General features: G+C 51.1%; 27 protein-coding genes. 11 read left to right on the top strand and 16 right to left on the bottom strand.

What is annotated here, in order from left to right:
- Nucleotides 1-54: 54 nt before the first annotated feature.
- The 4 genes from ACXAFR_RS23805 to ACXAFR_RS23790 are packed head-to-tail and all read right to left on the bottom strand — an operon-like array spanning nucleotide 55 to nucleotide 3,312.
- Complete coding sequence (locus tag ACXAFR_RS23805) at nucleotides 55-855, bottom strand: methyltransferase domain-containing protein (protein ID WP_475181792.1); 801 nt, start codon at nucleotides 853-855, stop codon at nucleotides 55-57.
- Nucleotides 852-1,895 carry a glycosyltransferase family 4 protein gene (locus ACXAFR_RS23800; protein ID WP_475181791.1) on the bottom strand — a complete coding sequence of 348 codons (1,044 nt, stop codon included), beginning with the start codon at nucleotides 1,893-1,895 and terminating at the stop codon, nucleotides 852-854. The genes ACXAFR_RS23805 and ACXAFR_RS23800 overlap by 4 nt, the downstream gene beginning before the upstream one ends.
- Nucleotides 1,892-2,290 carry a 6-pyruvoyl trahydropterin synthase family protein gene (locus ACXAFR_RS23795; protein ID WP_475181790.1) on the bottom strand — a complete coding sequence of 133 codons (399 nt, stop codon included), beginning with the start codon at nucleotides 2,288-2,290 and terminating at the stop codon, nucleotides 1,892-1,894. Before ACXAFR_RS23795 ends, ACXAFR_RS23800 begins: the two co-directional genes overlap by 4 nt.
- A 20-nt stretch (nucleotides 2,291-2,310) precedes the next feature.
- A complete protein-coding gene (locus ACXAFR_RS23790) occupies nucleotides 2,311-3,312 on the bottom strand; it encodes a zinc-dependent alcohol dehydrogenase (RefSeq protein ID WP_475181787.1) in 1,002 nt (333 codons plus the stop codon).
- A 254-nt stretch (nucleotides 3,313-3,566) separates the two neighbouring features.
- On the opposite strand from ACXAFR_RS23790, the gene ribA reads away from it, so the two are divergent.
- The 4 genes from ribA to ACXAFR_RS23770 are packed head-to-tail and all read left to right on the top strand — an operon-like array spanning nucleotide 3,567 to nucleotide 6,219.
- The gene (ribA, locus tag ACXAFR_RS23785; RefSeq protein ID WP_475181786.1) at nucleotides 3,567-4,673 is read left to right on the top strand and encodes a GTP cyclohydrolase II RibA; all 1,107 of its coding nucleotides are present in this window, start codon (nucleotides 3,567-3,569) and stop codon (nucleotides 4,671-4,673) included.
- 3 nt (nucleotides 4,674-4,676) lie between these two features.
- Nucleotides 4,677-4,943, top strand: coding sequence for a hypothetical protein (locus ACXAFR_RS23780; protein WP_475181784.1), 267 nt, complete (start codon nucleotides 4,677-4,679; stop codon nucleotides 4,941-4,943).
- A gap of 29 nt (nucleotides 4,944-4,972) precedes the next feature.
- Nucleotides 4,973-5,458 (top strand): CDP-alcohol phosphatidyltransferase family protein, encoded by a 486-nt coding sequence (locus tag ACXAFR_RS23775; RefSeq protein WP_475181782.1) that lies wholly within the window; start codon nucleotides 4,973-4,975, stop codon nucleotides 5,456-5,458.
- Entirely contained in the window at nucleotides 5,455-6,219 is a 765-nt protein-coding gene (locus ACXAFR_RS23770; protein WP_475181781.1) for an FkbM family methyltransferase, read from the top strand. The genes ACXAFR_RS23775 and ACXAFR_RS23770 overlap by 4 nt, the downstream gene beginning before the upstream one ends.
- Before the next feature lie 9 nt (nucleotides 6,220-6,228).
- Here the strand turns inward: ACXAFR_RS23770 and ACXAFR_RS23765 are convergent, their stop codons facing one another.
- Complete coding sequence (locus ACXAFR_RS23765; RefSeq protein ID WP_475181779.1) at nucleotides 6,229-7,161, bottom strand: lysylphosphatidylglycerol synthase transmembrane domain-containing protein; 933 nt, start codon at nucleotides 7,159-7,161, stop codon at nucleotides 6,229-6,231.
- A gap of 230 nt (nucleotides 7,162-7,391) precedes the next feature.
- Here ACXAFR_RS23765 and ACXAFR_RS23760 point away from each other — a divergent pair, with 230 nt between their 5' ends.
- Entirely contained in the window at nucleotides 7,392-9,035 is a 1,644-nt protein-coding gene (locus ACXAFR_RS23760) for an alkaline phosphatase family protein (RefSeq protein WP_475181778.1), read from the top strand.
- A 32-nt stretch (nucleotides 9,036-9,067) separates the two neighbouring features.
- Here the strand turns inward: ACXAFR_RS23760 and mgtE are convergent, their stop codons facing one another.
- From mgtE to ACXAFR_RS23705, 11 genes are all read right to left on the bottom strand, one after another.
- A complete protein-coding gene (mgtE, locus tag ACXAFR_RS23755) occupies nucleotides 9,068-10,432 on the bottom strand; it encodes a magnesium transporter (protein WP_475181775.1) in 1,365 nt (454 codons plus the stop codon).
- Nucleotides 10,433-10,528: 96 nt separating this feature from the next.
- Nucleotides 10,529-10,798 carry an HPr family phosphocarrier protein gene (locus tag ACXAFR_RS23750; protein WP_475181770.1) on the bottom strand — a complete coding sequence of 90 codons (270 nt, stop codon included), beginning with the start codon at nucleotides 10,796-10,798 and terminating at the stop codon, nucleotides 10,529-10,531.
- Nucleotides 10,799-10,812: 14 nt separating this feature from the next.
- On the bottom strand, nucleotides 10,813-11,688 hold the full coding sequence (rapZ, locus tag ACXAFR_RS23745) for an RNase adapter RapZ (RefSeq protein WP_475181768.1): 876 nt from the start codon (nucleotides 11,686-11,688) through the stop codon (nucleotides 10,813-10,815).
- Between the two features lie 160 nt (nucleotides 11,689-11,848).
- The gene (locus tag ACXAFR_RS23740; protein WP_475181766.1) at nucleotides 11,849-12,301 is read right to left on the bottom strand and encodes a PTS sugar transporter subunit IIA; all 453 of its coding nucleotides are present in this window, start codon (nucleotides 12,299-12,301) and stop codon (nucleotides 11,849-11,851) included.
- 3 nt (nucleotides 12,302-12,304) lie between these two features.
- Entirely contained in the window at nucleotides 12,305-12,598 is a 294-nt protein-coding gene (hpf, locus tag ACXAFR_RS23735) for a ribosome hibernation-promoting factor, HPF/YfiA family (RefSeq protein ID WP_475181764.1), read from the bottom strand.
- A 108-nt stretch (nucleotides 12,599-12,706) separates the two neighbouring features.
- A complete protein-coding gene (locus tag ACXAFR_RS23730; protein WP_475181763.1) occupies nucleotides 12,707-14,233 on the bottom strand; it encodes an RNA polymerase factor sigma-54 in 1,527 nt (508 codons plus the stop codon).
- A 229-nt stretch (nucleotides 14,234-14,462) separates the two neighbouring features.
- On the bottom strand, nucleotides 14,463-15,188 hold the full coding sequence (gene lptB / locus ACXAFR_RS23725) for an LPS export ABC transporter ATP-binding protein (RefSeq protein WP_475181759.1): 726 nt from the start codon (nucleotides 15,186-15,188) through the stop codon (nucleotides 14,463-14,465).
- 8 nt (nucleotides 15,189-15,196) lie between these two features.
- Nucleotides 15,197-15,772, bottom strand: a complete 576-nt coding sequence (lptA, locus tag ACXAFR_RS23720; RefSeq protein WP_475181757.1) for a lipopolysaccharide transport periplasmic protein LptA — start codon at nucleotides 15,770-15,772, stop codon at nucleotides 15,197-15,199.
- Complete coding sequence (gene lptC, locus ACXAFR_RS23715) at nucleotides 15,750-16,361, bottom strand: LPS export ABC transporter periplasmic protein LptC (protein ID WP_475181755.1); 612 nt, start codon at nucleotides 16,359-16,361, stop codon at nucleotides 15,750-15,752. Before lptC ends, lptA begins: the two co-directional genes overlap by 23 nt.
- A 47-nt stretch (nucleotides 16,362-16,408) precedes the next feature.
- Nucleotides 16,409-16,942 carry a 3-deoxy-manno-octulosonate-8-phosphatase KdsC gene (gene kdsC / locus ACXAFR_RS23710; RefSeq protein ID WP_475181753.1) on the bottom strand — a complete coding sequence of 178 codons (534 nt, stop codon included), beginning with the start codon at nucleotides 16,940-16,942 and terminating at the stop codon, nucleotides 16,409-16,411.
- 20 nt (nucleotides 16,943-16,962) lie between these two features.
- Nucleotides 16,963-17,949, bottom strand: coding sequence for a KpsF/GutQ family sugar-phosphate isomerase (locus tag ACXAFR_RS23705; RefSeq protein ID WP_475181750.1), 987 nt, complete (start codon nucleotides 17,947-17,949; stop codon nucleotides 16,963-16,965).
- A gap of 401 nt (nucleotides 17,950-18,350) precedes the next feature.
- On the opposite strand from ACXAFR_RS23705, the gene ACXAFR_RS23700 reads away from it, so the two are divergent.
- From ACXAFR_RS23700 to ACXAFR_RS23675, 6 genes are all read left to right on the top strand, one after another.
- Nucleotides 18,351-18,980: an MlaC/ttg2D family ABC transporter substrate-binding protein gene (locus ACXAFR_RS23700; RefSeq protein WP_475181747.1), complete on the top strand. Its 630-nt coding sequence runs from the start codon at nucleotides 18,351-18,353 to the stop codon at nucleotides 18,978-18,980.
- A gap of 139 nt (nucleotides 18,981-19,119) precedes the next feature.
- Nucleotides 19,120-19,365, top strand: coding sequence for a BolA family protein (locus tag ACXAFR_RS23695; RefSeq protein WP_475181745.1), 246 nt, complete (start codon nucleotides 19,120-19,122; stop codon nucleotides 19,363-19,365).
- A gap of 49 nt (nucleotides 19,366-19,414) precedes the next feature.
- Entirely contained in the window at nucleotides 19,415-20,677 is a 1,263-nt protein-coding gene (gene murA, locus ACXAFR_RS23690) for a UDP-N-acetylglucosamine 1-carboxyvinyltransferase (protein WP_475181743.1), read from the top strand.
- 37 nt (nucleotides 20,678-20,714) lie between these two features.
- Nucleotides 20,715-21,353, top strand: coding sequence for an ATP phosphoribosyltransferase (gene hisG / locus ACXAFR_RS23685; protein ID WP_475181797.1), 639 nt, complete (start codon nucleotides 20,715-20,717; stop codon nucleotides 21,351-21,353).
- Between the two features lie 66 nt (nucleotides 21,354-21,419).
- The gene (hisD, locus tag ACXAFR_RS23680) at nucleotides 21,420-22,730 is read left to right on the top strand and encodes a histidinol dehydrogenase (protein ID WP_475181739.1); all 1,311 of its coding nucleotides are present in this window, start codon (nucleotides 21,420-21,422) and stop codon (nucleotides 22,728-22,730) included.
- Between the two features lie 320 nt (nucleotides 22,731-23,050).
- Nucleotides 23,051-26,311 (top strand): bifunctional diguanylate cyclase/phosphodiesterase, encoded by a 3,261-nt coding sequence (locus ACXAFR_RS23675; protein WP_475181737.1) that lies wholly within the window; start codon nucleotides 23,051-23,053, stop codon nucleotides 26,309-26,311.
- Nucleotides 26,312-26,337 lie beyond the last annotated feature (26 nt).

The following is a 26,337-nucleotide window of genomic DNA, read 5'->3' as shown; positions in this document are numbered from 1 at the left end:
GGAGCCTCTGATTAATCTCGGCGATGGCAACGCAGGTAATTCATCAGAGATTCCCTAGCTCGTTCGAGGAAATGCGATCAGGTCGGTGTGTCCGACTTTGCAGGCGCTATTTGGTTTCCCAGTGGAATCGAGGCGATAGGACAACCAGCGGTCTATCGCTTCTTCGGGGAGATCAGCCCTTGCCAACAGCGGTTGACGAAATCCTGCAATAAATGCGGTCTGCAATTCGGTGCTGTTGGCATCCAGTTGCCAGGGGCTGGAACGCTCGAAGATATCATAATGCTGGTCTTTTAATAGCTGTTTAAGGCAGGACGTTGCGTGAGGTCCTAGGGCTATACCCAGCTCTTTTTCCGTTTGCTGATGGCGATTGAATGCGGCCACCATCGCTTCATCAAGCGGGTGAGTGTCTGACCAAGCGACTAGGCCGTCGAAGTTGAGCGCGGCATAGAATGCGCACTTCTGTTCAGCGAGCCTTTCGACAACAGTGTTACAGAAATTTTCAGAGGCGAGATCAAACAGTGCCGATGCCGTTACGACTGCTCCAGGGTTTAGATGAAGCTTTGTGAAATGGTTGAGATCGAATTTCTGAAATTCAACGTTAACATTCATGCCGATACGTCGCTTGGCTTCATCGAGTAAGGCGGCGTCATGATCGAGTAGCATCCACTGCGCACTTGCCGGTATGTTGCCTTGCAGTGCTCTCCAGGTTGAGCCCGTACCACAGCCCATATCGATAACTTGGGGTTCTTTTTGACCCGTGAGGTAATGGGCAAGGTGCTCTATTAACTGCTTATCACGAGCCGTGTTATCCGCGGGTTCTCGCAAAGCCAGCCAATGGGTATCGAAGCCGCTCATTGTATTTTCTCCAGCACCGTCACGACGGTGCTTGCAGTGTCTTGCCATGTAGGCAGCTTTTCGCCGGCGGCTCGCGCAGACTTGGCCATGGTCTGATGTAGCGATTTATTTTCGAGAAGCTGACGTAGCCCTGAGGCAAAGTTTTGAGTGTCATCGACTGAGACGAGTAATCCGGCGGTCTCTGGTACAACATCAGGAATTGCACCGCCCCGGCAGGCGACAATTGGTACGCCCTGCGACAGGGCCTCGGCAAAGACCATCCCATAACCTTCATAGCGACTGGCGAGTGCGAAGATATCTGCGTTGGCAAGTAGTGCTCGGGTGTCTTCGCAGGTGTCCATCAGTTGAATCCGATGTTGTAAACCGAGAGTCTTTATTTGCGTGTGCAGGGCGTCCGCTGTCGGCGGGTGCAGTGAGTGATTGCCTACAATCGTTGCCTGCCAATCCAGATCTTCAATGTCATGCAGCGTATTCACCAGAACATCATGGGCTTTGCGTGGAATCAATGAACCTATCGCAAGAATGTTCGGGGGATTGCCATTGCACAGCGAGACAGGGGCTTTTTCTGTGCCGGGCTGCGCGACAGTGATGATTGGAGCGGGAAGGTCGTACTGGGAAATGAGCTCCCGCGCCGTAGCTGGGGAAGTAACAAAACAGTGTTTTACAAAAGAAAGTGCGCGGACTTCGCTGGCTTTTAGCGTCACCTGCTGGTCCCCGGTGAGGCCAGTCTCCATTGCCAGGGGGTGATGTACCAGGGCTATAAGATTTAAGCGCTGTGCTTCTCTTGCAGCCCAATCGTCCAGGACACCAAACGCCAGGCCATCAATCATCACCCGTGTGCCTGCGGGCAACGCTGACAGCCGCGCTTCAGCGTCTCGTTTAACGGGTTTGGATGGTGAGGGGAAGCCGTTGCCGAGTGGCAGTAGTTCGACCTTCCAACCCAGTGCTTGAAGTCCGGCGATTAGCTGGCGGTCATAGCCATAGCCACCGGTCTTGAGCGTCAGATCACCAGGATAGGCGAACACCAATTTATGGCTCAAATGTCTGCCTCATAGTAGCCGCGAGCAATGTGGGACTCGTGCAGGGTGACGCGCAACTTGCAGATCCGGTGACTGCCGGGGCCAAGTTGTTTTTCAGCCACAGCCGTAGCGAGCTGGTCGAAGACATATTTGGTGATGACCTCGGTGGTTGATACCTTACCTTTGAAAGCCTCAAGTTCATCAAGATTCTGGTAGTTAAGGGGTTTCAGTATGTCACCCAATACACGGGTTGCTGCGCCAATATCCACGGCAAGTCCGTCTTCATCAACATCCCGCGTAAAAAACGCCGCGTCGACAACAAAGGTGGCGCCGTGCATTGCCTGTGCCGGTCCAAAAACGGGGCGCGGGAGGCTGTGGGCGATCATGACATGATCACGAACTTCTATTGCAAACATGATAGGTTTTCCTTAATTGATTAGTAACGAATCCGGTGGCAAAGGGTATTCGGATTGTTGATGACTTCTCCGTAAGCCGCAGCGATCTCATCAAATAACGTCTCGCCCGAGATTAGTACGTCCAGCGTGTCGTCGGTAAGTAATTCCATCGCCTTGTTCAGTCTGCGAGAGTAGTCCCAGCGCGCCCTATTTCCATTGGCGACGGCGCCGACTTGAGAGCTGATCAGCGACAAGCGTTTGGAGTGAAATGCGCCCCCCAGATAGAGCGTCAGAGGCTCGGTGCCGTGCCAACTGGCCTCTACAATACGGGCTTCAAATCCGGCACAGTCCAACGCATTTTGCAGGGCGTCACCAGAAGCACTGGTATTTATCAGGACATCGAACTCTGCATGCTGTGGAAGGGTTTCTGAAAAGCAAATACCAAGACTCATGGCGATGGTATTTTTCGATGAATTCGGGTCGACGAGAATAACTTCGGTTCCCGGGATACGGCTAGCCAGATAGCCTGTAAGTGCGCCCACGACACCGGCCCCGAATATCAAAACTCTGTCGCCCGGCAGTATGCTGGCATCCCAAATGATGTTGAGAGCGGTTTCCATATTGGCGCTGAGAACGGCGCGTTGCGGTGGTAGTTCAGCAGGTAACAGACTCACGTTTTGCGTCTCAATGACAAAAGCTGACTGATGAGGATGTAGTGAAAATACCGATCGACCTAGTAGCTGTTCTGGACCTTCAACAATACGTCCAACATTGGCATAACCGTATTTAACCGGAAAGGTAAAGTCGCCACCCATGCCGGGACCGCGCATGCGCTCTCGTTCTTGCTCCGGTACTTTACCTTTAAAGACCAACGATTCTGTGCCGCGACTAATACCGCTGAACTCGGTTCGTACTAATACTTCGTCGCTTACTGGAGAGCGCAGACTTTCTTGACGCAATTCACAGGTTTCTCTTTTAAGAAACCAGAGCGCTCGAGCTTGCTTGTTTAATGGTGTCTCCGATGAGGAGGGTGGACTTGACACATTAACTCCTGATGAATTTTTGTCACGCTTCGTATTTGTCGAAGTGGTAGTGGGTTTACGGATTTCTTTACATTTCGGGGCACATGAAGATAAAAGTTTTTTATCGACTGGGAGTTTTCAAACCAGGGTGTTCTTTTTTTCGTAATTGTTAGGTAACTGGTCGCAGAGCTTAGCCGATCTGGTATGACGCTTGGCAACCACACCTATCCTTTAATCTGATTGCGAGATCGGCAGCAAAATAATGGGACCGTGTTATGTACTACTCTGAGCGCAATACTTTTAAATTTTCTACACCGGCAATGGAGGTTGAACGAGCTGTTGCCGAGTTGCGCTTCGGTCGGCCGGTTTTACTCCGGGATGGGGATCAGTATACAGCTGCTCTTGCCCTCGACTGCGCCGCCCCGGAGATATTTGCTCGGTTCGCGGAAGATACTGAGAACCGCCATTCATTACTGTTGACGGCTCCTCGAGCTAAGCAACTAGGGGTAATTAATCCAGCAGATATTTCAGTTGCGCTCGAAGGTATAAATTTCGACCATGCTTCCAGACTTTCTTATGGACTTAATGCAAAGCTTCCTGATGACTGGAGCGAGGCAAGCAAATCAATGCTTGTCGCTGCGGAATTGGCTCGTACAGCGCTCCTGCTGCCCGCCGTCGTCTGTGCGGATGTAACGCATATTCTCGATCGTTTTGCCGCTTGTCAGATCCTGGACAGCGATCTCTTGGATAAAATTGATTCGGCGCGTCAGCAGCTCGAAAAAATCGTACGGACTCGAGTACCATTAAAGAATATTGGCGATGTAGATTTTGTCGTCTTCCGCGGTGGGTTGGCCCAGCGAGACCAGATCGCAATCGTCGTTGGAGAGCCTGATGTCGGTGGTCCGGTACCTGTGCGTATTCACTCTTCCTGCATTACCGGTGATCTTTACGGCTCACTCAAGTGTGATTGTGGTGATCAACTGATCCGGGGGCTTTCGCATCTAAAAGATGCTGGCGGCGGCGTGCTGGTTTATCTGGACCAAGAAGGGCGCGGCACAGGAATAGGGTCGAAGATGAGGGCCTATGGATATCAGCATCTTGGGTTAGATACTATTGATGCGGATGCAGAACTGGGTTTCAGCAGCGATCACCGTCGCTATGAAACTGCAGTATCGATGCTGCGCTCGCTGGATATCCACACTGTCGTGCTCTACTCGAATAATCCTACCAAGATTGCAGCGCTCCAGGCTGGAGGCATTGAGGTATCGGCACGACAACCTGTTTTCGGTAGCATTACCGATGAGAATCTGCATTATCTTCGCACTAAAATGCTGCGTGCTGGTCATCAGTTTGATGCCGAAAAACTCTGGGCCGTGGAGTAATTTATGAATCCCTCACTCGCGTACAAAGTTGAAGCTCAAAGTCATCGCGGTGGCAGTGTAGTCGCTAAACGGCTACGCATCAGTGCGTCCGCCACGCTGGGTGCGGTTCTGCTCGCTTCGGTGTTGGCCTTTGCTGCGCTGGACGCGCATCTCGGACTGGAGGCTAGCGCACTCATTCTTGCGGTAGGGATTATCTGCGCGAGTTTTTTTTTGTCTTGCGAGGACTCAAATACCACCCCCATCAAAAATTTGGTGCGGCTAATACGGTAACGGCCGTTCGTACGGGAATTGTCAGTCTGGTGGCCGTAGCCATTCTTTTCGGGTCCGACTTGTCTTCTGAATCGGTTGCCATCTGGATTATTTGCGGGCTTGTGCTTTTGGCACTTCTTCTCGACGGCGTCGATGGATACCTCGCACGTTTGTATGCTCAATCTTCAGAACTTGGAGCCCGTTTCGATATGGAGATCGACGCGCTACTCATTCTTATCTTATCTGCCGCCGCTCTTTTGTTGGATAAGGCCGGTTGGTGGGTGATGGCGATTGGTTTTATGCGATATGGGTTTGTACTCGCGCAAACATGGCTTCCTGAGCTAAAGAGACCTTTGCCCCCGTCTTTTCGTCGAAAACTGATTTGTGTGGTTCAGGTTGCAGCACTCTGCCTGATGCTTGTTCCGTTTGTGGTAGCTCCGGTCTCTTCAATTATCGCGTTTGCCGCTCTCGTTCTGCTGAGTTATTCCTTTGCGGTTGATACTTGCTATCTGATTCGTGAGAGGGGAAAAGCATGATGGGGTCTGCTCGAGTCTCGACTTTCGCCGGTATCACTCGTTCACTGCTAACCTACTACGGACAACCCTGGCGCAGATGGGCTTTAAAGCGTTTTTATGACGAGTTGATCTCGCCTGGCGATTTGGTCTTCGATATCGGAGCTCATGTGGGGAATCGCAGCAAGACGCTTTTATTGTTAGGTGCTGACGTCGTAGCGGTAGAGCCGCAGCCAGCACTTGCAGACTTTATTGAGCGACACTTTGGTCGAGATCTAAAGGGATTTGAGCGGATTGCCGTTGGTGCTGAATCGGGTGAAATTACCCTGAATATTTCCAGTCGCCATCCGACCGTAAGCAGCACATCCCGAACATTTCTGGATTGTGTGCGTGACGACGAGGCATTCAGCCAGGTGACTTGGGACAGAAAAGTCACTGTGCCGATGACCACTATTGATGTTCTCATTGAACGCTACGGGATGCCCCAATTCTGCAAAATCGACTGCGAAGGCGCTGAGGCGGAAATCCTTCGTGGTTTGTCGGAGCCGGTCAGAGTGGTTGCCTTTGAATATCTTCGCGCTATGCCCGTCGTTACTAAAGAGGCGATTTCCCGCTTGATGACATTGGGCGACTATCGATTCAACCGAGTGATTGGTGAGCGACACAGCTTCGTTGAGACCGAATGGAAAGAGGCTGGCGATATGTTGGAGATTATGAACCAATTGCCCGACAATGATTTATCTGGGGATATTTACGCGCGACTTCACGAACCTTTATCAATTTAACAATGGACATCACGCGTTGGCCTTGTTGATTTTTACCTGCAAGAGAGTTATTGCGATCGCAATGAGCCCGGGTAGGGCTGCACCAAGTAGGGAAATAACGCCGTAAACTAGGCTTGCGGCGAGTCCTTCGGCGGCAGAGTAGCCGAACAATGGCCAAAGTGCGGCGGCGGCCGCCTCGCGAGTGCCCCAGCCACCGATACCGGCAGGTATCAACATGGTAAGCAGGCACAGAGGAATTATTGTAATAGCGGCCATCGCAGGCAGTGGTGCCCCAACTCCGTCGGACGCAATCAAAAACGTCGATAGATAGCCACCAATCACCAGTACACTCAACCCTATCTGCACAAGCCAAGCGCCTGAGTCGATGAAGACCGCGTGTAGTTCGGGGCCGACCTCGCGAATGCGTCTTGGAATCCAGGCTTTGCGAAACGCAATACCCACTCCAATTCCCGTAGCTATTACGGCCGTGATGATCCAGATAAATTCGCTGTCCCCGGAGGGCAGGCGCTGTTGCAGTAGCCTCGGCCAGGCCAGCAGGCCGAGGCAGCACAAAGCGAAAAATGCGAGTTGTCCGGAAAGTCGCTCAAGAAAAACCGCAGCTGAGGGTCTTTTCCAGCCACCTGATTCATCGGTGCGGCTGCGGTAGGCGCGAATGGCGTCGCCAGCGATGCCGCCAGGCAGAAGCAAATTTAGCGCACTGCTCAGGTAATACTCACGGATCGCCACAGACGTTTCGATCTTGTGCCCCAGTCGGCTGGCGGTGAACTTCCAGCGATAGGCCGAAGCGACAATTTGTAATTGAACGGCAACAAATGCGATCAATAGGTGAACCCAGGTTACTTTCTGCCAAGCGATGGCCAGACTCGCTGGATCGGCGATATGTATCGTAGCGGCCAATAAGGCGACACAGATAACAATCGACAGTATGGTGAACTTGTTCAAACTCTAACCCTTGGCGTAAGAATGCTCGTATACCTTCTTTTCGCCTATGAAAACTCTGTTGAATTACATCTGTTGCCATCGCCGCGTTATCCATGAAGTCCGCAGATTCACGCGCACCCTGTGACGACTGCCTTTCCAATCTTGTTTGATTCGCGCAGGTTGCCTTGCCAACATTGATCAGAATATTCCCAGGTTGCAAGCCAGACCACTCTTAAATTACGAGCAGATAGATGACAACAGCCGGTAAACCAGGCGAGCGACCGCCCTTTCCCGCAGAGGCCTTTTGGTGGGCTTGGGTTCTGGTCTGCCTAGTTACATTATTTACGCTCAATTTGCCTAATCATCCCAATGATTTTCGGTTGGTTGCCTATGCGCGTCTTCCACTGGAAGTGCCTTTAATTTTGCTTGGCTTATTGCTGTTGCCACGGCGCTTGGCGATCTATTTTGCGGTGCTGTCTACTTCATTTCTGATGCTGGCATTACTTCTCAAAGCCTTAGATATTGGCGTTCATTTGGCGTTTCAGCGACGTTTTAATCCATACCTGGATATGAAGATGGTGGTGGATGGCTGGCGTCTGCTCTCGGGAACGATCGGCAGTGCGATGGCCGGTTTGTCGATCTGCTTGGCGATCATTCTCGCGGCTGCGCTGGCAATATTAAATTTTCGTATACAGCGCCGTTTGATTGTGGTGCGTGATGGCGTGACGACGAAGTTACCCATCGTCGCCGCGGTGACGGTTCTTGTGGTCGGGCTTGGTATCGATTCAACGGATTCCCGTATGTCTGCCATAGTCAATTTTAACGGCACGATACTTCTCTATGAGCGCATAGGGCTAATGCAAAAAACTGCCGAAGATATGCGTAATTTTGAGCGCGAACTCGCTAAAGAAGATGACGTTGCGTCTACGAATAATCTATTTGCCGGCGTCAAAGGTCGTGATGTTGTTTTGGTCTTTGTGGAATCCTACGGTCGCAGTTCGCTTGAGGATCCCCGTTACCGTGTGTTGATCAGGCCGCGTCTCGGCAGCGTGCAAGCGCAGTTGCAAAAGGCTGGATTGCATGCGGCAAGTGGTTGGCTGGTTTCTCCAACGGTTGGAGGATTAAGCTGGTTGGCCCACGGCACCTTTCTGTCAGGTCTGTGGATCGATAGCCAAGCGCGTTATAGCCGCTTGATGAATAGCGAACGCAAAAGTCTCAACCGGCTCTTTCAACTGGCCGGGTGGCGCACCAGCGCTATTATGCCCGCAATTACGATGGATTGGCCCGAGGCTGATTACTTCGGTTATGACCAGATACTGGCGGCTGACGACCTGCAATATGAGGGCGAGCCCTACAACTGGGTTACCATGCCGGATCAGTACACTTTGAGCGCTTATGAACGTCTGGCCAGAAAGCCGACCCATGAGGCTGGCAAAGACAATATGGCTGAGATTGCTCTTATCTCCAGCCATGCGCCCTGGACACCAGTGCCCACATTGATCGATTGGGACGATGTCGGCGATGGTAGAGTATTCAATCAACAGGCCGTGAGTGGTGAAACCCCGGCAGAGGTCTGGGCTGATAACGACAGTGTGCGCGAACATTATATCGATTCCATCGACTATTCGTTGCAAACGTTGGGTAGTTATATGGAGCGGTACGGAGAAGACGCGATCTTTATTATTCTTGGAGATCACCAGCCGGCGTATCTTGTGACCGGGCCTAATGCCTCTCGCTCAGTGCCAATACATATTGTCAGTCGTGATAAAGCTCTGATCGATCGTTTTCGCGGCGAGGGTTTTACCTCGGGTATGATACCCGCGTCCGAAGAGCCCGAACTCACCATGGATAGCATGCGTAATCGGCTAATCCGACTGTTCGGCAAGCCAGATTAGCGCATATGCCGGGTCGCGTTTTGTTCTTGCGGTCAGGCGTAGAAGTAGGTGGCGAGGCCCAAAAAGGACATAAAGCCAACGACATCAGTAACCGTCGTCAGCGCCACGCTCCCGGCGAGGGCAGGGTCGATATTCATCGCGCGCATGGTAATCGGCAGCATAGTGCCGGCGACGCCGGCCGTAATGAGGTTTATCACCATTGCGACGGCGATTATCAGAGAAATGGTGGGGTCTTGGAACCAGATTCCAGCGATGACCGCCATGGTTGCCGCCCAGAGAATGCCATTGAGCAGACCCACTCGAAATTCTCTAGAAAGCAGCCAGGAAACGTTGCTTTGGCCAATCTGTCCCAGCGCCATACCGCGAATAACCACCGTGAGTGTCTGACTGCCGGCGACGCCTCCCATGCTGGCAACAATCGGCATCAGTACGGCGAGAGCCACAACTTTGTCGATGGTTCCCTCAAACATACTGATGACGGAAGAGGCCAGCAGTGCTGTCAATAGATTGATACCCAACCACATGGCCCGGCGCGGTGCCGTGCGCATTACGTTGGCAAAGGTGTCTTCTTCCTCATCCAGACCGGCCATACTCATGAGTGAGTGTTCGCGCTGGTCGATAATAACGTCGACCACGTCGTCAATGGTAATACGGCCGACCACTTTGCCTTCACTATCCACGACCGGCGCTGAAATCCAGTTATGTTTTTCAAACAGGCTGGCAACAATGGTTTCCGACATGTCAGCAGGGATGGGCTCGACGTCCGTGATCATGATCTCCCGGACGGTGGTATTGGGCGAGGAGGTAAGCAGTCGTTTTAGGGGCAGCAGTCCGACGAACTCATCGCGGCTGTTCACCACAATCAGGTTGTCGGTGGAATCCGGTAGCTCGTCATGGCGTCGCAAATAACGGAGCACAACATCCAGGGTTAGGCGGGCACGCACGGTAATGGTGTCCGTATCCATGATACCGCCAGCGGTATCTTCATCGTAAACCAGGACCTGTTCGACACGGGCACGATCCTGAGCGCTCATCGCCGCCAGGACTTCTTGAGTTACTCGATCAGGTAATTGCTGCAGAATGTCGGCGAGGTCATCCGTAACCATGCCTTCGGTCAGTTCAACAACCGCATCTGTGTCCATCTGACTCAGAATTTGCGCCTGCACATCCTCAGACAATTCCTGCAGAACTTCCGCTTCCGCTTCTTTGTCGATTAATTCCCAGACAAGCTTTCTTGTCGGTGGCGGAGAAGAATCAATCAGATGGGCAATTTCTACCGGGCGCAGGCCGTTGAGCAGCCTCCTTACCTGGCCTTTGGTTCCGCTATCCAACGCCTCATTGATTTCAGTAAGGGTGCTGTGAGTAAGGTCGTGTCGCTCTTCGCTGGTTAATGCCATGCAATTGATTTCTGAAATTCAATGGGTGGGGGGATCGGCCTCTTGTGTTGACCGATGGTTTTGTCGCGGTTTCGTCAGGCGTGGTTAATGGGTATCTTACTCCTCTTCGTTGAAGCGATTATTAATCAGTTCGACGACGGCTGCCATGGCTTCTTCTTCGTCGTCGCCATCGACGAGGACCTCAATTTGCGTACCCTGATTGGCGGCAAGTAGCATGAGTGACATAACGCTTTTGGCATCGACAGATTTACCATTCAACCCGACTTTAATTTGGCTTGAAAATCGAGCGGCGCATTTTGAAAACAGGGCGGCGGCGCGGGCATGCAGGCCAAGCTTGTTGATGATCGTGACCGTTTTTTTCAGCATGAAGTCCTCGTCGTTTAGCGGTGGCCGCCTGTCTGAGCCCTCTCCAGTTCCCGGTGGCGGAATTGTGTGTTCGAATACGAATGGCGAAAATGGTTGTGCAGCTGTTCACATACGTATACGGAGCGGTGGTGGCCTCCTGTACAGCCGATAGCGACGGTAAAATAGCTGCGGTTGTCGGCGTCAAATGCAGGGAGCCAGCGGTCTAGGTAGTGGATGATATCATTAACCATTGCTGATACCTGCTCGCTCTTTCGCAGGAAATCGATGACAGGGGGCTGTTGGCCTGTAAAACCACGCAGTTCTGTGTGCCAGTAAGGGTTGGGTAGACAGCGAACGTCAAATACCAAGTCAACATCGACAGGAATGCCATTTTTGAATCCGAAGGAAACAAATTCCAATGCCATGCCTGGCGCATCATTCGCCACAATTCTCTGCTTGATTAGGTCGCGCAGTTGGTGAAGTGTTAATGCTGTGGTGTCCAGTGTGAGGTCTGCGCAATAGGCGATGGGTTCCAGAAAGTCCTTCTCTTTGGCGATCGCCTCGCGCAGATCTGTGGCTAAGTCACTGAGCGGATGACGGCGCCGTGTTTCGCTATACCGCTGAATTAGTTTTTCGTCACTGGCATCGAGAAATAAAACTTCGCACCTGAGTCCTGGAATCTTTGCCTGCGAAAATATTTCCGGGAACTTTTGTAAGTCTTGGAGGCTGTTGCGTGCGTCAATGCTAACAGCTAACTTTTGATTGTGTGGATGCCCCTGCAGTTGGCTGGCTAACGCGGGTAACAGGGACGCAGGCAGATTGTCGATGCAATTAAATCCTGCGTCTTCTAAAACGTGTAGTGCAGTACTCTTGCCGGAACCGGAACGCCCGCTAATCACCACCAGACGCATAGTTGCCTCCCGCTGCTGAAAGGATGTTCTTTTAGTTTACCTTGAAAACCCGGGCTCATCACGGCGCAATGGATAAGAATCTCACGGCGGTGTAATTTGTTTCAGGTTCAGATGCTCGCTTATGCGTAGACCTACGTGATCGCCTGGAAAATGGACTGATTTAATCCAGGCTGATAGCGGCTGAGTAGAGGGTTTCGCAATCGGGTGCGGCGCGCAGTGAGTTTAGATAACCATTGTCGTTCAGTCGCTCAACTAGGCTGGCAAGTGTTTGCAAGTGAGCATCGTGGGCCTCATCGGGTACCAGAAGAGCGAAAACCAGATCAACGGGTTTTTCGTCGATGGCATCAAAGTCGATACCTTTTTCCAGGTGCAGCAAGGCACCAACCGTATTGGAACAGGTTTTCACCCGACAGTGCGGGATGGCAATACCATTACCAATACCTGTAGACCCCAGCCTTTCGCGAGCTGTCATGCTGGTGAAAATGTCGTCAGCACTGAGATCGGGAAGATCTTCAGCGATAAGTTCCGACAGAATCTGCAGGGTGCGTTTTTTACTAAGAGACTCAACACCGCAGGCACAGCGGTGTTGAGTGAGAATGTTTTTAAGCTGCATATCTCAACGATGATGATTTTTCAGCTTCTCTTTATGCTTTAACAGTTGCCGATCCAGTTTGTCAGCCAGCATATCGATCGCCGCGTATAAGTCCTCTGATTCGCAATCGGCATAGAAGTCTTTTCCACTCACGTGGACAGACGCCTCTGCCTTCTGGCGTAGTTTATCAACAGACAGGATCACATTGGTACTGGTTATTCGATCATGATGACGTTCGAGTCGATCCAGCTTGTTGGTTACATAGTCTTTTATCGCTGGAGTAAGATCGATGTGATGTCCACTTATGTTGATTTGCATAGATTGCTCCTCTTTTGTGTGTAGACCAGCGCTGTTGGCTGGTGGAGAAGTCGGTTGGTGCTGGACTTCTCTGCATTCAGACCCAAAACAGGGTCTTGAAAATCGATGTTATAGGAGTCTTTTACGTTCATTTGATGGCGGAATGTTGAGAGATTCGCGATATTTGGCGATAGTGCGTCGGGCAACCTGAATACCCTGGTCCGCCAGTAGACTTGTAATTTTGCTGTCACTCAGTGGTTTTTGCGGATTTTCTGCAGCGATGAGTTTCTTGATAATGGCGCGAATAGCCGTTGAAGAGCACTCACCGCCGGATTCCGTACTGACGTGGCTGGAGAAGAAGTACTTGAGTTCGAAAATGCCCTGAGGGGTATGCATATATTTTTGCGTTGTCACCCTGGAAATTGTGGATTCGTGCATGCCGACAACTTCTGCGACATCGTGCAGTACCAGAGGTTTCATCGCTTCTGCCCCATGATCAAGAAACGCACGCTGTTTTTCGACAATACAGGTGGCTACTTTGAGTAGGGTTTCGTTACGACTCTGAAGACTTTTCAAAAACCAGCGGGCTTCCTGCAAATTGTCGCGTAAAAAATTATTGTCCGTGCTGCTGTCGGCGCGTTTCACCATGGCAGCGTAGGTGTCGTTAATTCTAATTTTAGGCGCAATTTCAGGATTAAGGTTAACCGTCCAGCGATCATTTTGTTTGGTGACGAAAACATCGGGTACGACATATTCGGTTTCACCGATGTTAATTTGATCTCCAGGCCTCGGGTTCAGGCTCTGGATCAGCAGGATTGCATCCCGCAATTGAAATTCTTTAAGTTTGGTCTTGCGCATCAACTGCTTGTAATCCCGGTTGCCCAGTAGCGCCAAATGTTCTTTTACGATGAGCTTAGCATCTTTGAGGGCGGGGCAGTCAGGCAGTTGATTGAGCTGTATCAACAGGCAGTCACTCAGGTCTTGGCCGGCAACGCCTGGGGGGTCGAATTGCTGAATTCGATGTAAAACGGCCACGACTTCGTCGAGTTCGAGCTCCTCCAGTTCAGATTCCAGCCCCTGGAAAATTTCATCGACTGTAATGCTGAGAATTCCGTTGTCTTGAACGGCGTCAATGATGGCCATGGCAATGATCTGATCTCGATCGGACATGGGGGTCAGATTCAGCTGCCAGTTCAAATGCTGTTGGAGACTTTCGTCTGTTCCGCGACGGGACTCAAAATCACTGTCTTCCTGCTCGGGAGAGGCGAGGCCGGTACCGGTAGGACCAGCTTGGTAGACATCGTCCCAGCTGGTGTCGACGGGCAGATCTTCAGGTATGGATTCGTTCCAGTCGCCTTCTGCGTTGGCGGTATCTGTCTCGTTTTCGTTGTAGTTGGTCGTCTCTTCAGCACTGGAAGCCTCAGAGTTTGAGGTTTCTGTCGAACTGTTTTTATCGTCGCCGTCTTTGCTGTTTTGCTCCTGTCCACCGCTGTCGACGTCTTCGTCGGATATTTCCAGCATCGGGTTGGAGTCGAGAGCTTCCTGGATTTCTGCCTGAAGATCGAGAGTGGATAGCTGCAACAACCGGATTGCCTGTTGCAGTTGAGGGGTCATGGTCAGCTGTTGACCAAGTTTAAGCTGTAACGATTGTTTCATATCTACGTCGATTACCGATACCGCCGCAGTGAGAGACCGCGATGCGGAATTTGAAATACCGTGTGGCCGCAAGAGAAAACCGGCTGAGCAACAAGCCGAGCGAGTTTCTGAGCTTTAAATCAAGAGTAACCGAGTTGAAACATTTTGACAAGCAAGAAATATGCCTGTTTTTTGGCGCTTGAAAATATTAATTTGGGGAGAAGTGTGGCGGGGTTTTCAGCTCTGGTTACTATAGTCTGAATTGATGACCGAGGTAAACTTCTTTAACAGTCTCATTGGCCAGAACGCTGGCAGAATCGCCTTCGGCAATGATGTTGCCTTCACTAACGATATAAGCGTGTTCGCAGATATCCAGCGTTTCTCTCACGTTGTGGTCGGTAATTAATACGCCGATCCCGCGCTTTTTCAAGTGCTGAATAATATGTTTGATATCGCTTACCGAAATGGGGTCGACTCCGGCGAAGGGTTCGTCCAGCAGGATAAATTGTGGATCTGTCGCCAGTGCGCGGGCGATTTCGACTCGTCGGCGCTCACCGCCGGAAAGTGCCATACCCGGGCTCGAGGCAATGTGGGTAATATGAAATTCGTTGAGAAGTTGATCGAGCTTTTCCTGCTGTTGCTGGCGCTTGAGGTCTTTACGGGTTTGCAGTATCGCGAGAATGTTATCGGTGACGCTCAGTTTGCGGAAGACAGAGGCTTCCTGCGGCAGATAGCCGATCCCCGCGCGGGCCCGACCATGCATGGATAGGGGCGTTATGTCTTTCTCGTTGATAATGATCTTGCCGTGATCGGCATTAATTAACCCGGCAATCATATAAAAGCAGGTTGTTTTGCCAGCGCCATTGGGGCCGAGAAGTCCAACGATCTGGCCGCTGTTGACTTCGAGGCTGACGTCGCGAACGACGGCACGCTTGCGGTAACTTTTGGCGAGGTGAAGTGCGTTTAATTTTGCCATGAAATCTGTCAGTTGCTGGTTTCGTCGGATGTGGTTGGTGTGGCTTGTTTGGGGGGGATTACCATGCGAATGCGGTCGCCCGAGGTCTGAGTCGATTCTGCGTCGCGTGAGTCTGCACGCAATACCTCTGTCTTAAGGTCGTATCGAATGACTTTTCCGGTGAGCAATGAGCCGTCACTCTGTTCGACGGAGGCGCTTTCTGAAATGCGCAATTTCTCTTCGCTAAGAAAATACTCGATGGTTTTTCCCTTTGCGGTTATTAGCCCTTTATCTTCTGCAGGCTGCTGTTGATACTGAGCCAGATCGCCGGTTGCTGTCACTTTTTCGACGTCCTGGCCGTTGCTCTTTATGACAACCTTATCGGCCAAAATCTGTAGCGTTCCCTGGGTCATGGTCACGTCGCCAGAATAGGTCGTGATGCCGTTGCGTTCGTCGCGCTCAGCGGCATCCGATTCAATATGAATCGGTTGGCTGCTGTCGCTTTCCAGAGCTAGGCTTGGCGGAGAAAAGGGGAGCAACAGCGCAATGGTGCAGAGCGCAGGAGCAGAGCGTCGCATTCCCTTAAGGGGTGGTCTGAACTTCATGGATTCCTCTAACGGTATTCAAAAGCCGAAGTACATCTTGCTGCAGGTACGCTTCCATGCCGACAGCTGTGGTGCGGTTGCCGGGAGATTGAATATCGACCGCTGCATCGGTCTTAGCGATTTGAGGGGTGGGTAAAACGGTCATGCGTGGACTGTGTAACTCGCTGACACCCCCGTCGGCTAAATTTTTCCACAAGTGTACCTGGCCAGACAGATTGATTTGTTCATTGTTTTTGGTGGATTCACCGGTATCTGCGGTCAAGTGCCAAGGCGGTTGGTCCTGGCTGTAAAGGGTCAGGTCTGGGGTTTGAAATACGATTAGCGTTTCGCCGGGGCGAGGGCTGGAAGCGGCATCATAATGGTCAATTTGCTGCGCAATTAAGAGGCTGTGCAGTCGGCCGGATTCATCGAAACGGCGGCTTGTCGCGTCCTCCAAAATTGCGTCAGGGAATGCCTCAAGTTGCTTTTCCGTCGGTTGATCTGTCGTAAACAAAGACTCAGGAGGCGAGTCCCACAGCAACACAAATAGCGCTGCTAGCAAAAAGACTAGCAGTGGGAAAAAAAACTTTGGCAGGTGGCGGATGTTCACAATGAGTTTGGCATGCTCGATGGTTTAGCGGATTTTGTTATCTGCGCTCATAAATATTTAGCCAGGGCTGAGTCGTAGCTTCCCTGAGCGATCATAATCAGATCACAGGCTTCTCGAACGGCGCCCTGGCCGCCTGCGCGATGGCTCTGCCATTGGCTGTGTTGGACCAGTGCCGGGAGTGCGTCAGCGACCGTCATGCCGAGCCCCACTCGTTTGATAACGGCAAGGTCTGGATAGTCGTCTCCCATGTACGCGATTTCCTGCATCTCACAAGGGTGCTCCGTCAGAATTTCGTTGAGTGCCGTTAATTTATCTTCGCGACCCTGAACAAGAACTGAAATGTTCAAATCGCTGGCGCGCCGTTCGACAAGTTGACTGGTTCTGCCGGTGATGATGCCGACTTTGACTCCTGACTTCTGCAGCATTTTAATGCCATGCCCATCCAGGGTGTTAAAGGCTTTTAACTCTGAGCCATCGTTGCCGAAGTATAGTCTGCCGTCGGTGAGGACACCGTCGACGTCCAGCAACAGCATTTTAATCGGCTTTGCCAGCTGCAAAACGTCTTTGGGAAATTGATACATAGGGGCTATCTGCTCTTTCTTTAAATGACGCCGGCGCGCAATATGTCATGCATATGGACAACACCAACGGTCTGATGGTCGTCATTTTTGACAATTAATGCGGTAATCTTTCGCTCTTCCATGATGCCCAGAGCCTCAGCTGCCAACATGTTGGCGCTAACCGTCTTGGGATTGGCAGACATTACCTCGGCCATTGTGGCGCTACCGAGGTCAATGCCCTGGTCTATACTGCGACGCAAGTCACCGTCGGTAAATACCCCGAGCAGGCGATTGTTTGTGTCCACAATCGTTGTCATTCCGAAACCCTTTTCCGTCATTTCAAGCAGCGCTTTGGACAGGGGAGCGTTTTCTTCTACTCGCGGAACTTCGCCATCTTTGTGCATGATATCTTCCACTTTTAGCAGAAGTTTACGACCCAATGCGCCTCCCGGGTGAGAAAAGGCAAAGTCTTCAGCGGTGAATCCGCGCGCCTCCAATAGCGCGATGGCGAGGGCGTCTCCCATCACGAGAGTGGCAGTGGTGCTGGTCGTTGGGGCCAGGTTAAGCGGGCAGGCTTCACTCGCCACGCTAATGTCCAGGTGAACATCTGCAGCACTGGCCAGTGCTGATTCGGATTTTCCAGCCATACTGATAAGAGGAATTCCCAAGCGTTTTAGCAGAGGCAACAAAGTGACGACTTCGGCCGACGTGCCAGAATAGGAAATTGCGATGACAACATCATCGCGGGTGATCATGCCGAGATCGCCGTGGCTGGCTTCCCCCGGATGCACGAAGAAAGCGGGTGTACCTGTGCTAGCCAGCGTGGCGGCGATTTTGCTGCCGATGTGCCCGGACTTTCCCATGCCCGTAACGATGACTCTGCCTTCGCACTGGAGAATCAGCTGACAGGCTTTGACAAAAGCTTCATCAATGCGCTCTGACAGGGCGGCGACAGATGTCGCTTCCAGATCGATGGTTCTCTGAGCTGAAGCAATCAGCTGTTTCGCGTCCAGTAGTGGCGTTTTCATATGTTGATAACCGTGTCTTAAGCTTGGGCGTTAGAGGCCGGATAATGTGGCTTGGTTCGGATAAAAAATGACGAATTTGGGCGCGTAAGTGTTGTAGATATACCTGTTTCGCGGTCAATGATACAATTACGCGCTTTTATGCGGACACGTAGCCATGCGCCGTCGTGTTCACCTCAGGTTCATGGTCGCGCGTATAACGTGCATTTATCTGCGTCTGAAAGCGACGCTGGAATGATCCGTTGCGGCGGAAATTATGTAATGACATCAGCACTTTGTCCATTTCCGAAGACCGGGGTAAGCGAACCAATACTCTCAAATGTCATCTGACAGAAATGACATCGCGTGGCCCCATGTAACGAGGCCCGTACAAATACTTTCGCCTGTAGCTTAGAGGTTTTGATATGAAGAGTCTTAACGCATTGCGCCATCAGCCCAACACATGGCTTCAGAGGGTGGTGTTTTTTCTGATATTGATCTCAGCGAGTTTGTCTGTTCAAGCGGATGAGTCGCCACGAGATATCGTTGTTGGCGTAACGGATAAGTTGCAGGCGTTAATGAAGACGGACGCCGATAAGCTAAATACCGACCCAGCAGCACTCTATGAGTCCGTCAGCGAAATCTTAGATCCGGTGGTTGCCTTTGACTACATTGCGAGAGGTGTCATGGGACAGTATGGCAAGGATGCCAGCCCGGAGCAGGTGTCCAAATTCAGCAAGAGCTTCCACCACAACCTCATCTCGACGTATACCAAGGGTATGGCAGTCTATGCCAACCGGAAAATCCAGGTTTTACCATTAGACGATAAAGACAAAAACAGCCCCAAAGTCAGTGTCGTGCAGAAGGTACAAGCGGATGAAGGCTACCATACTGTCGTTTATTCGATGGCCCTGAGCCGAAAAACCAATGAGTGGAAGCTGCTGAATGTCATTATTAATGGCGTTAATCTCGGTACAACCTTTCGATCGCAGTTTGCACAAGCAATGCGTCAGAAAGGGGATCTCGATACCGTGATCAATGAGTGGGATAGCTGAGAACCGTTGATCTTTCTACTCTCCGGTGTCGCAGCGGTTCTGTTGTGAGACTCGGTGTAGCCTTATATATCGAACGCGCCGGATGCTCTGCTACCGGCGTTTTCATTGGACCATAGAAAAAATTGTTAAGGATCATACGATGACTCCAGAAGAGATCAAAACTCGCCTGCAGGACAACATTGAAGACTGCGTGGCTGAGGTGTCTGTCGATGGCAGCCATATCCTGTTACAAGTGGTTAGTCCTGCGTTTGAAGGATTAACGCCCGTCAAGAAACAACAGATGGTCTATGCGGTGGTACAAGATGCCATCGCCAGTGGTGCGGTTCATGCCGTTCAGATGAAAACCTACACTCCGGAGGAGTGGGCTAAGGTATCGGCAGGTTAGTCGGGACAGTCATTCGCATCTTTCGTCCAGTTCAGGAAACACTCTTTGCATGGATAAATTGTTAATCGAGGGCGGCAACTCTCTGGACGGTGAGATCCGCATCTCCGGATCCAAGAATTCCGGTCTGCCCATTTTGGCGGCAACTCTGCTGGCGGATTCGCCGATCTATATCAGCAATCTTCCCCACCTCAATGATATTACGACCATGCTGGCGTTGCTCCGTGGCATGGGTGTAGGGGTTACCATTGATGAGCGTATGTGTGTCGAGGTGGATCCGAATTCGATCAACGATTTCACCGCACCCTACGATTTGGTGAAAACCATGCGGGCGTCGATTTTGGTGTTAGGCCCCGTACTTGCCCGGCACGGCGTTGCCAACGTGTCCTTTCCTGGCGGCTGTGCGATTGGCAGTCGGCCCGTAGATATTCATCTGAAAGGACTTGAGGCCATGGGCGCGGAAATCGACGTGGATGGGGGCTACATTCGCGCGAAATCCAACGGACGTTTGCGCGGTGCGCACATCTTTATGGACGTGGTTACTGTTGGTGGCACCGAAAACCTATTGATGGCAGCGACCCTGGCGGAAGGGCGTACCATTTTAGAGAATGCGGCGCGTGAACCAGAGATCGTCGATCTCGCCAACTGCCTGAAAGCGATGGGCGCTGAGATCGAAGGAATTGGTACAGATACGCTAATCGTTGATGGTGTTGATCGCTTGCACGGGTGTTCTTATGCCGTCATGCCGGATCGCATTGAAACCGGGACATTTCTTACGGCCGCCGCGGCCTGTCGGGGGCGGGTGAGATTAAAAGATACTGACGCCCATATGCTTGAGGCGGTATTGATCAAGCTGGAAGAGGCGGGGGCTAACATCAGCAGCGGTGATGGCTGGATTGAGCTGAACATGAAAGGCAATCGCCCCAAGGCGGTCAATCTGAAAACCGCGCCTTATCCAGCCTTTCCCACTGATATGCAAGCGCAGTTCACGGCGATGAATGCTGTGGCAGAAGGTACGGGAACGGTTATTGAAACGATTTTTGAAAATCGCTTAATCCAGGTGAATGAACTGAATCGTATGGGTGCCAATATTCGCCTGGAAGGTAACACGGCTATAGTAACCGGAGTCGAAACCCTGACTGGGGCGCCGGTTATGGCCTCCGACTTAAGAGCTTCCGCGAGTCTTGTCATCGCTGGCATGGTCGCGAAAGGGCAGACCATCGTCGATCGCATTTACCACATCGATCGTGGTTATGAGTGTATCGAAGAGAAATTGCAGCAGTTAGGCGTTAATATACGGCGTATTCCGTCATAATCGGCCATTCCACATGGCGTAAGCAGACAATAAGGTTATCAAGGTGTCGTTGACTATCGCCCTGACCAAGGGGCGCATTTTAAAAGAGACGTTGCCGCTGTTGGCAGCGGCTGGCATTCAGCCTGAAGAAGATATCTCCAGCAGTCGTAAATTGATTTTTGCGACCAATCGTGAAAATGTCCAATTGCTGGTATTGCGCGGTAGCGATGTGCCGACCTACGTTAAATACGGCGGTGCTGATGTCGGCATTAGCGGCAAGGATATGTTGTTGGAGAGCGGCAATGACGGTCTCTATGAGCCTTTGGATTTGGGGATTGCCCGCTGTCGGTTAATGACGGCTGCCCGAGTGGGGGTCGAGACACCTCCGGGGCGGATTCGTGTCGCAACAAAGTTTGTGAATGTTGCCAAGCGTTATTATGCGTCCCAGGGACGGCAGGTCGATATCATCAAACTTTATGGTGCAATGGAGCTGGCTCCAATTATTGGGTTGGCGGATGAGATCGTGGATATTGTCGATACCGGTAATACGCTTAAAGCCAATGGGCTGGAGCCCCGTGAGCACATCGCAGACATCAGTTCTCGTCTTATCGTGAACAAGGCCTCAATGAAAATGAAGCATCAGGTGATACAAGCGTTGCTTCAGTCCTTGGAAGAGGCGGTCGCAAGCAGAGGCTGAACTTCCCTCCCTCGATGTGAGACATTATTCAGTAAATTTATCGGAGATCCCGTTGGGATTGACATCATGAATCAAGATTTCTCTGTACTGCGAATTGATATTGGCGATTCTGATTTTCAGCGCCAACTTGCCGAACGGCTGGCCTATGAGGAAAGCCATAACGGCGAGGTCATGCAGCAGGTTACAGATATTTTGGCTGCTGTGCGCGAGCGCGGTGATGACGCGCTGGTTGAATTTACCGAGCGGTTTGATCGCCGTGAGATTTCATCTCCAGATCAATTGGAAGTGCCTGCCGAGCGTTTGCAGGCTGCTCTTGAAAGCATTGATGCCAATGAACGAGCGGCCTTAACGGCCGCAGCAGATCGTATTCGCCGTTACCACGAACGTCAGAAACAGGAATCCTGGCAATACCAGGAAGACGATGGAACCATTCTGGGGCAAAAAGTCACTCCGATGGATCGTGTCGGTATTTATGTCCCTGGCGGCAAGGCGTCCTACCCGTCGTCCGTTCTAATGAATGCAATTCCCGCTAAGGTCGCTGGGGTGGACGAAGTGATCATGGTGGTTCCTACGCCCGGTGGTGATGTCAACGAACTGGTTTTTGCTGCAGCAGCCATTGCCGGAGTTGATCGAGTATATACCGTCGGAGGGGCTCAGGCAGTTGCCGCTTTGGCCTTCGGTACCGAGCGGATACCCAGAGTCGATAAAATCGTAGGGCCGGGTAATATCTATGTGGCCACTGCCAAACGCATGGTGTTTGGTGCTGTCGCCATCGACATGATTGCCGGACCGTCTGAAATTTTGGTGATCTGTGATGGCAAGACAGATCCAGACTGGATCGCTATGGATCTTTTCTCTCAGGCCGAACACGATGAATTAGCTCAGTCGATTTTAATCTCCTGGGATGCGGAGTTTCTGGATGCGGTTAGCGCCAGCATCGCTCGCTTATTGCCCTCAATGAGTCGAGAGGCGATCATTCGCCAATCGCTGGGTAATCGCGGTTTGATGATCAAGGTGAATACCGAAGCAGAGGCCATCGCTGTGGCCAATCAAATTGCGCCTGAGCACCTTGAGTTATCGGTGGAAGATCCCGAGTCCTTGCTGCCAGCTATTCGTCATGCAGGGGCGATTTTTATGGGCCGCCACACACCTGAAGCGCTGGGAGATTACTGCGCCGGTCCCAATCATGTGTTGCCCACCTCCGGAACTGCGCGCTTTTCCTCGCCATTAGGCGTTTATGATTTTCAAAAGCGCAGTTCTTTAATAAATTGCTCTGCGCAATCTGCGTCTGAGTTAGGGAAAATTGCGTCAATACTGGCGCGTGGTGAATCTCTAGAAGCTCACGCACTGTCCGCAGAATTTCGAATTCTTAAATAACCCCCCAAGACGCGGCGTTGCCCATCGACGCCGTCTTTTTCTCTTTTTGTGATCAGATTTATTTTCATTAATCGCATCTGGTTATAACGCATTCTTCGTCTATTCTTAGGGATAAGGCTTGTTTCGAGCCGAGCACTTGCCCAAGGAAGGTTGTTATGTGCTTGTCACTCCCCACAGACGACTTCGACTCATTTGATGTATTTGATTTGGGCAGAGGGGCAGCGGGATTCGCCCGTACCAATAAGGATCACAACTTCAGTTAATGTCTGACAAACATGTAGATGCCAGCCAGTTACTTTCGACATAATAGCGACAGCCACGTGTTTAAAGATATTGTGGTTCCTGGCGCTCTTTACTTGCTGGTTGCTCAGCTCACTCTTCTGCTCGCCATCTATGACGGACAAATTCTTCCCGTATGGCCCGCCGCTGGCGTCGCGGTGGCTATGGTATTGCTGCGGGGGTATGTTGCCTCTGTTGGCGTATTTTTTGGGGCTTTCCTCAATGCATTAATAAATTGGCTGTCAGTTAATCAAGACGGTGATATCGCCGTTGGGGCGCTGGTCAGTATTGGACTTGCTGTTGGACCAGCGCTAGAAGCCTTGCTGGTTTCAGCGCTTTGCTGGCGATACCTGAACAGCCAGCTGCGCTTTGCGAATGAACTGTACATGTTGCGTCTGGCGTTCCTGGGCGTGCCATTGGTCTGTCTTGTGGCGGATTCCTTCAGTGCATTCGTGCAGTGGCTGTCGCAGTCAGAAATGGCAAACTTCGGGTTCACGGACTGGATCACCCTGTGGGTGGCCGATGTCGTCGGTATCATTACCGTGGCGCCGGTTATTCTGATGTTTTTACAGCGAGCAATAGACGGTGAGGCCCGACGACGTTTTTCCGTAGCCCTGCCCATGTCGCTGTTATTGCTATTGGTGTTTGTGCTGTTTCACTTTAGCCAATTGCGCGATCTTCGTGAAATGCATAAATCGTTTGATAGTAGCTCACGTATGTTTCATCAGCAATTATTGTCTTCCATTGATCAAGGCGTGCAACGGCTACAAGGTTTAAAGATCTATTTCGAAAACAGCGACAAGGTAACCGCGGAAGAATTCGAGAGCTTTAGCCACAGCATTCTTGAAAATAATGGGTATATACATCGCTTGGGGTGGATCCCAAAAATCACTTCGGACCAGCGGGAAGCCTATGAGGCAGATCCTGATACGCCAACGATTATTCGCGAGCATCGAATGGCAGAATTAGGTGTCGCAGCAAAAGATCGGCCCGTATATTTTCCATTAACTTATCTTGCACCAAACCCCTACGGAGAGGACTTATTAGGATTCGATACTGCGATGGAGAGGCCAGCAAGTTTGGCGCAGTCGATCGCAGAAAAATCGGGGACTGCCGCCACGACGACCCAGATTCCTGTATTAAATGATGAGTCATTGGTCACTTTTCTATCTGTGGTGAAAGATCAACAACTGATTGGGTTTGTCTCTGGGGTGACTCGTACCCACGATTTCATTGAGGGGATTTTTGCCAGCGAAGAAGGTCGAAACACCGACCTCTACTTGCGAGTTTGGGACATCACAGAGACGCCTGAGATTGTCTTTAGCACCGAAGATTTCACAGAAGACAGCCATATTTTACTTCAGCGACAATTTTACCGGGGCGGCCGCCACTGGCGAGTCGAATACGTCCCTACGCAGGTGTTTTTGGCTGAATTTTCTAACTGGAATACCCTGTTTATTCTGTTTGGGGGCATGTTATTCACCCTGCTGGCGGGTGGTTGGTTAATTTCTCTGTCAGAAAGGAATCAGCACATCAGTCGCGAAGTTCGCAACCGTACGTTGGAGCTCGAAAGGGAGGTTCTCGCACGCGAAGAAGTTCAAGAAGAGCTGGAAAAGCTGTCTCTCGCCGTGGAACATAGTCCAACCATGGTTTTGATCACCGATACCCAAGGAGTTATCGAATACGTAAACCCAAAATTTTCCGACGTGTCAGGCTACACACCGGAAGAGCTTAGGGGCGAAAACGCCAACCTGCTGTTTGCATCGACGAATCGTCCAACATTTTTCTCGTCATTGATCGCCCAGTTGGCCAGACATGGCGAGTGGCAGGGAGAAGTGGAAACTGCCAAAAAGAATGGTGAAAAATACTGGGCGCAGATTATGCTGGCGGGCATCTACAAAGAGGGTAGTCTCAAACACGTCGTTTCAGTCCATCAGGACATTACCGAGTATATTCTCGCCCACGAAAAAATCAGCTACCAAGCCCGTCACGATCTTTTGACAGGCCTATTAAATCGCTACGAATTCGAGCGACAGTTAAAGGCGGTTGTTGCAGAAGCGAAAAAATCTGATGACATCCACACTGTGTGTTTTTGCGATTTAGATCAGTTTAAAGTGATCAATGATACCAGTGGTCACATCGCCGGAGACGAGCTGCTTAAGCAGGTTGCAGAGATACTTCAGTCTTGCTTGCGCAAGTCCGATATTCTGGGACGATTGGGGGGCGATGAATTTGGCATTATTTTGCGCAACAGTTCACTCGAGGAGTCGGAGAAGGTCACGGCTAAAATACTTAGCGAACTGGAGGAGTTTCGATTTGCTTGGGAGGGGTTGGTTTACAGCATCGGCGCAAGTCTCGGTGTTGTTGCGGTCGATAGCCACTGCGCGGATCATACCGAAATTTTAAAAAATGCGGACTCCGCCTGCTACGCCGCTAAAGATGCTGGACGCAATCGGGCTCATGTTTACCAGCTGGATGATGAGCTGCTGGCAAAGCGCGAGGGTGAAATATCTTGGGTCAGTGAGATTAATGCAGCCCTGGCAGAAAACCGATTTGAGTTGCATGGACAGATTATTGTTCCCGTGCTTGATCCGACGTTGAAACCATCAATTGAAATTTTAGTGCGTCTGCGCCGTGATGGAAAAATGGTCATGCCCGGCGCGTTTCTTCCTGCGGCAGAACGTTATGGCGTCGCGTGTAAAATTGATATATGGGTCGTCAAATCTCTATTTGATTGGGTTGAGAAAAACCCGGAACTTGCCGCCCAGTTTGACTCTATGGCAATAAATTTAGCGGGGGCTTCGCTGGGGGATCAGCGCTTGCTGAATTTCATTTATGATGCATTGGAAACGCGTTCCATCGATTTTAGTTTAATTAAATTCGAAATTACGGAAACATCTGCGATCGCCAACTTATCGGATACACGTAATTTCATCAACACGGTTCGTGAATATGGCTGCGGCTTTTCGCTGGACGATTTCGGCAGTGGCCTGTCTTCGTTTGCCTATCTTAAAAACTTGCCTGTGGATACATTGAAAATTGACGGCATGTTTGTCAAAGACATTGTGGATGATCCCATCGACCGAGCTATGGTGAAATCCATTAACGAGATTGGTCGGGTTATGAAAAAACGAACCATCGCGGAGTTTGTTGAAAATGAGCAGGTGTTGGCAATCCTTCGCGAAATTGGTGTTGATTATGCTCAGGGATATGGACTGGGAAGGCCGACGCCACTGCATGAATTGGCGCTGGATTACGCCCCAGCACCAATACGTGAAGCTTATCTGCGTTCACTCGGCTAAACCCTTTTCTAATAGCCGTTTATACC

Source organism: Pseudomaricurvus sp. ABR4_320 (assembly GCF_056159445.1).
This window is presented reverse-complemented; position numbering and strand designations above follow the sequence as displayed.

Excerpts from the sequence above, each read along its gene's own strand:
- ACXAFR_RS23805 (WP_475181792.1), bottom strand. The coding sequence starts at position 855 with ATGAGCGGCTTCGATACCCATTGGCTGGCTTTGCGAGAACCCGCGGAT.
- ACXAFR_RS23795 (WP_475181790.1), bottom strand. The coding sequence starts at position 2,290 with ATGTTTGCAATAGAAGTTCGTGATCATGTCATGATCGCCCACAGCCTC.
- ribA (WP_475181786.1), top strand. The coding sequence starts at position 3,567 with ATGTACTACTCTGAGCGCAATACTTTTAAATTTTCTACACCGGCAATG.
- ACXAFR_RS23780 (WP_475181784.1), top strand. The coding sequence starts at position 4,677 with ATGAATCCCTCACTCGCGTACAAAGTTGAAGCTCAAAGTCATCGCGGT.
- ACXAFR_RS23770 (WP_475181781.1), top strand. The coding sequence starts at position 5,455 with ATGATGGGGTCTGCTCGAGTCTCGACTTTCGCCGGTATCACTCGTTCA.
- ACXAFR_RS23760 (WP_475181778.1), top strand. The coding sequence starts at position 7,392 with ATGACAACAGCCGGTAAACCAGGCGAGCGACCGCCCTTTCCCGCAGAG.
- mgtE (WP_475181775.1), bottom strand. The coding sequence starts at position 10,432 with ATGGCATTAACCAGCGAAGAGCGACACGACCTTACTCACAGCACCCTT.
- ACXAFR_RS23750 (WP_475181770.1), bottom strand. The coding sequence starts at position 10,798 with ATGCTGAAAAAAACGGTCACGATCATCAACAAGCTTGGCCTGCATGCC.
- rapZ (WP_475181768.1), bottom strand. The coding sequence starts at position 11,688 with ATGCGTCTGGTGGTGATTAGCGGGCGTTCCGGTTCCGGCAAGAGTACT.
- ACXAFR_RS23740 (WP_475181766.1), bottom strand. The coding sequence starts at position 12,301 with ATGCAGCTTAAAAACATTCTCACTCAACACCGCTGTGCCTGCGGTGTT.
- hpf (WP_475181764.1), bottom strand. The coding sequence starts at position 12,598 with ATGCAAATCAACATAAGTGGACATCACATCGATCTTACTCCAGCGATA.
- ACXAFR_RS23730 (WP_475181763.1), bottom strand. The coding sequence starts at position 14,233 with ATGAAACAATCGTTACAGCTTAAACTTGGTCAACAGCTGACCATGACC.
- lptB (WP_475181759.1), bottom strand. The coding sequence starts at position 15,188 with ATGGCAAAATTAAACGCACTTCACCTCGCCAAAAGTTACCGCAAGCGT.
- lptA (WP_475181757.1), bottom strand. The coding sequence starts at position 15,772 with ATGAAGTTCAGACCACCCCTTAAGGGAATGCGACGCTCTGCTCCTGCG.
- kdsC (WP_475181753.1), bottom strand. The coding sequence starts at position 16,942 with ATGTATCAATTTCCCAAAGACGTTTTGCAGCTGGCAAAGCCGATTAAA.
- ACXAFR_RS23705 (WP_475181750.1), bottom strand. The coding sequence starts at position 17,949 with ATGAAAACGCCACTACTGGACGCGAAACAGCTGATTGCTTCAGCTCAG.
- ACXAFR_RS23700 (WP_475181747.1), top strand. The coding sequence starts at position 18,351 with ATGAAGAGTCTTAACGCATTGCGCCATCAGCCCAACACATGGCTTCAG.
- ACXAFR_RS23695 (WP_475181745.1), top strand. The coding sequence starts at position 19,120 with ATGACTCCAGAAGAGATCAAAACTCGCCTGCAGGACAACATTGAAGAC.
- murA (WP_475181743.1), top strand. The coding sequence starts at position 19,415 with ATGGATAAATTGTTAATCGAGGGCGGCAACTCTCTGGACGGTGAGATC.
- hisD (WP_475181739.1), top strand. The coding sequence starts at position 21,420 with ATGAATCAAGATTTCTCTGTACTGCGAATTGATATTGGCGATTCTGAT.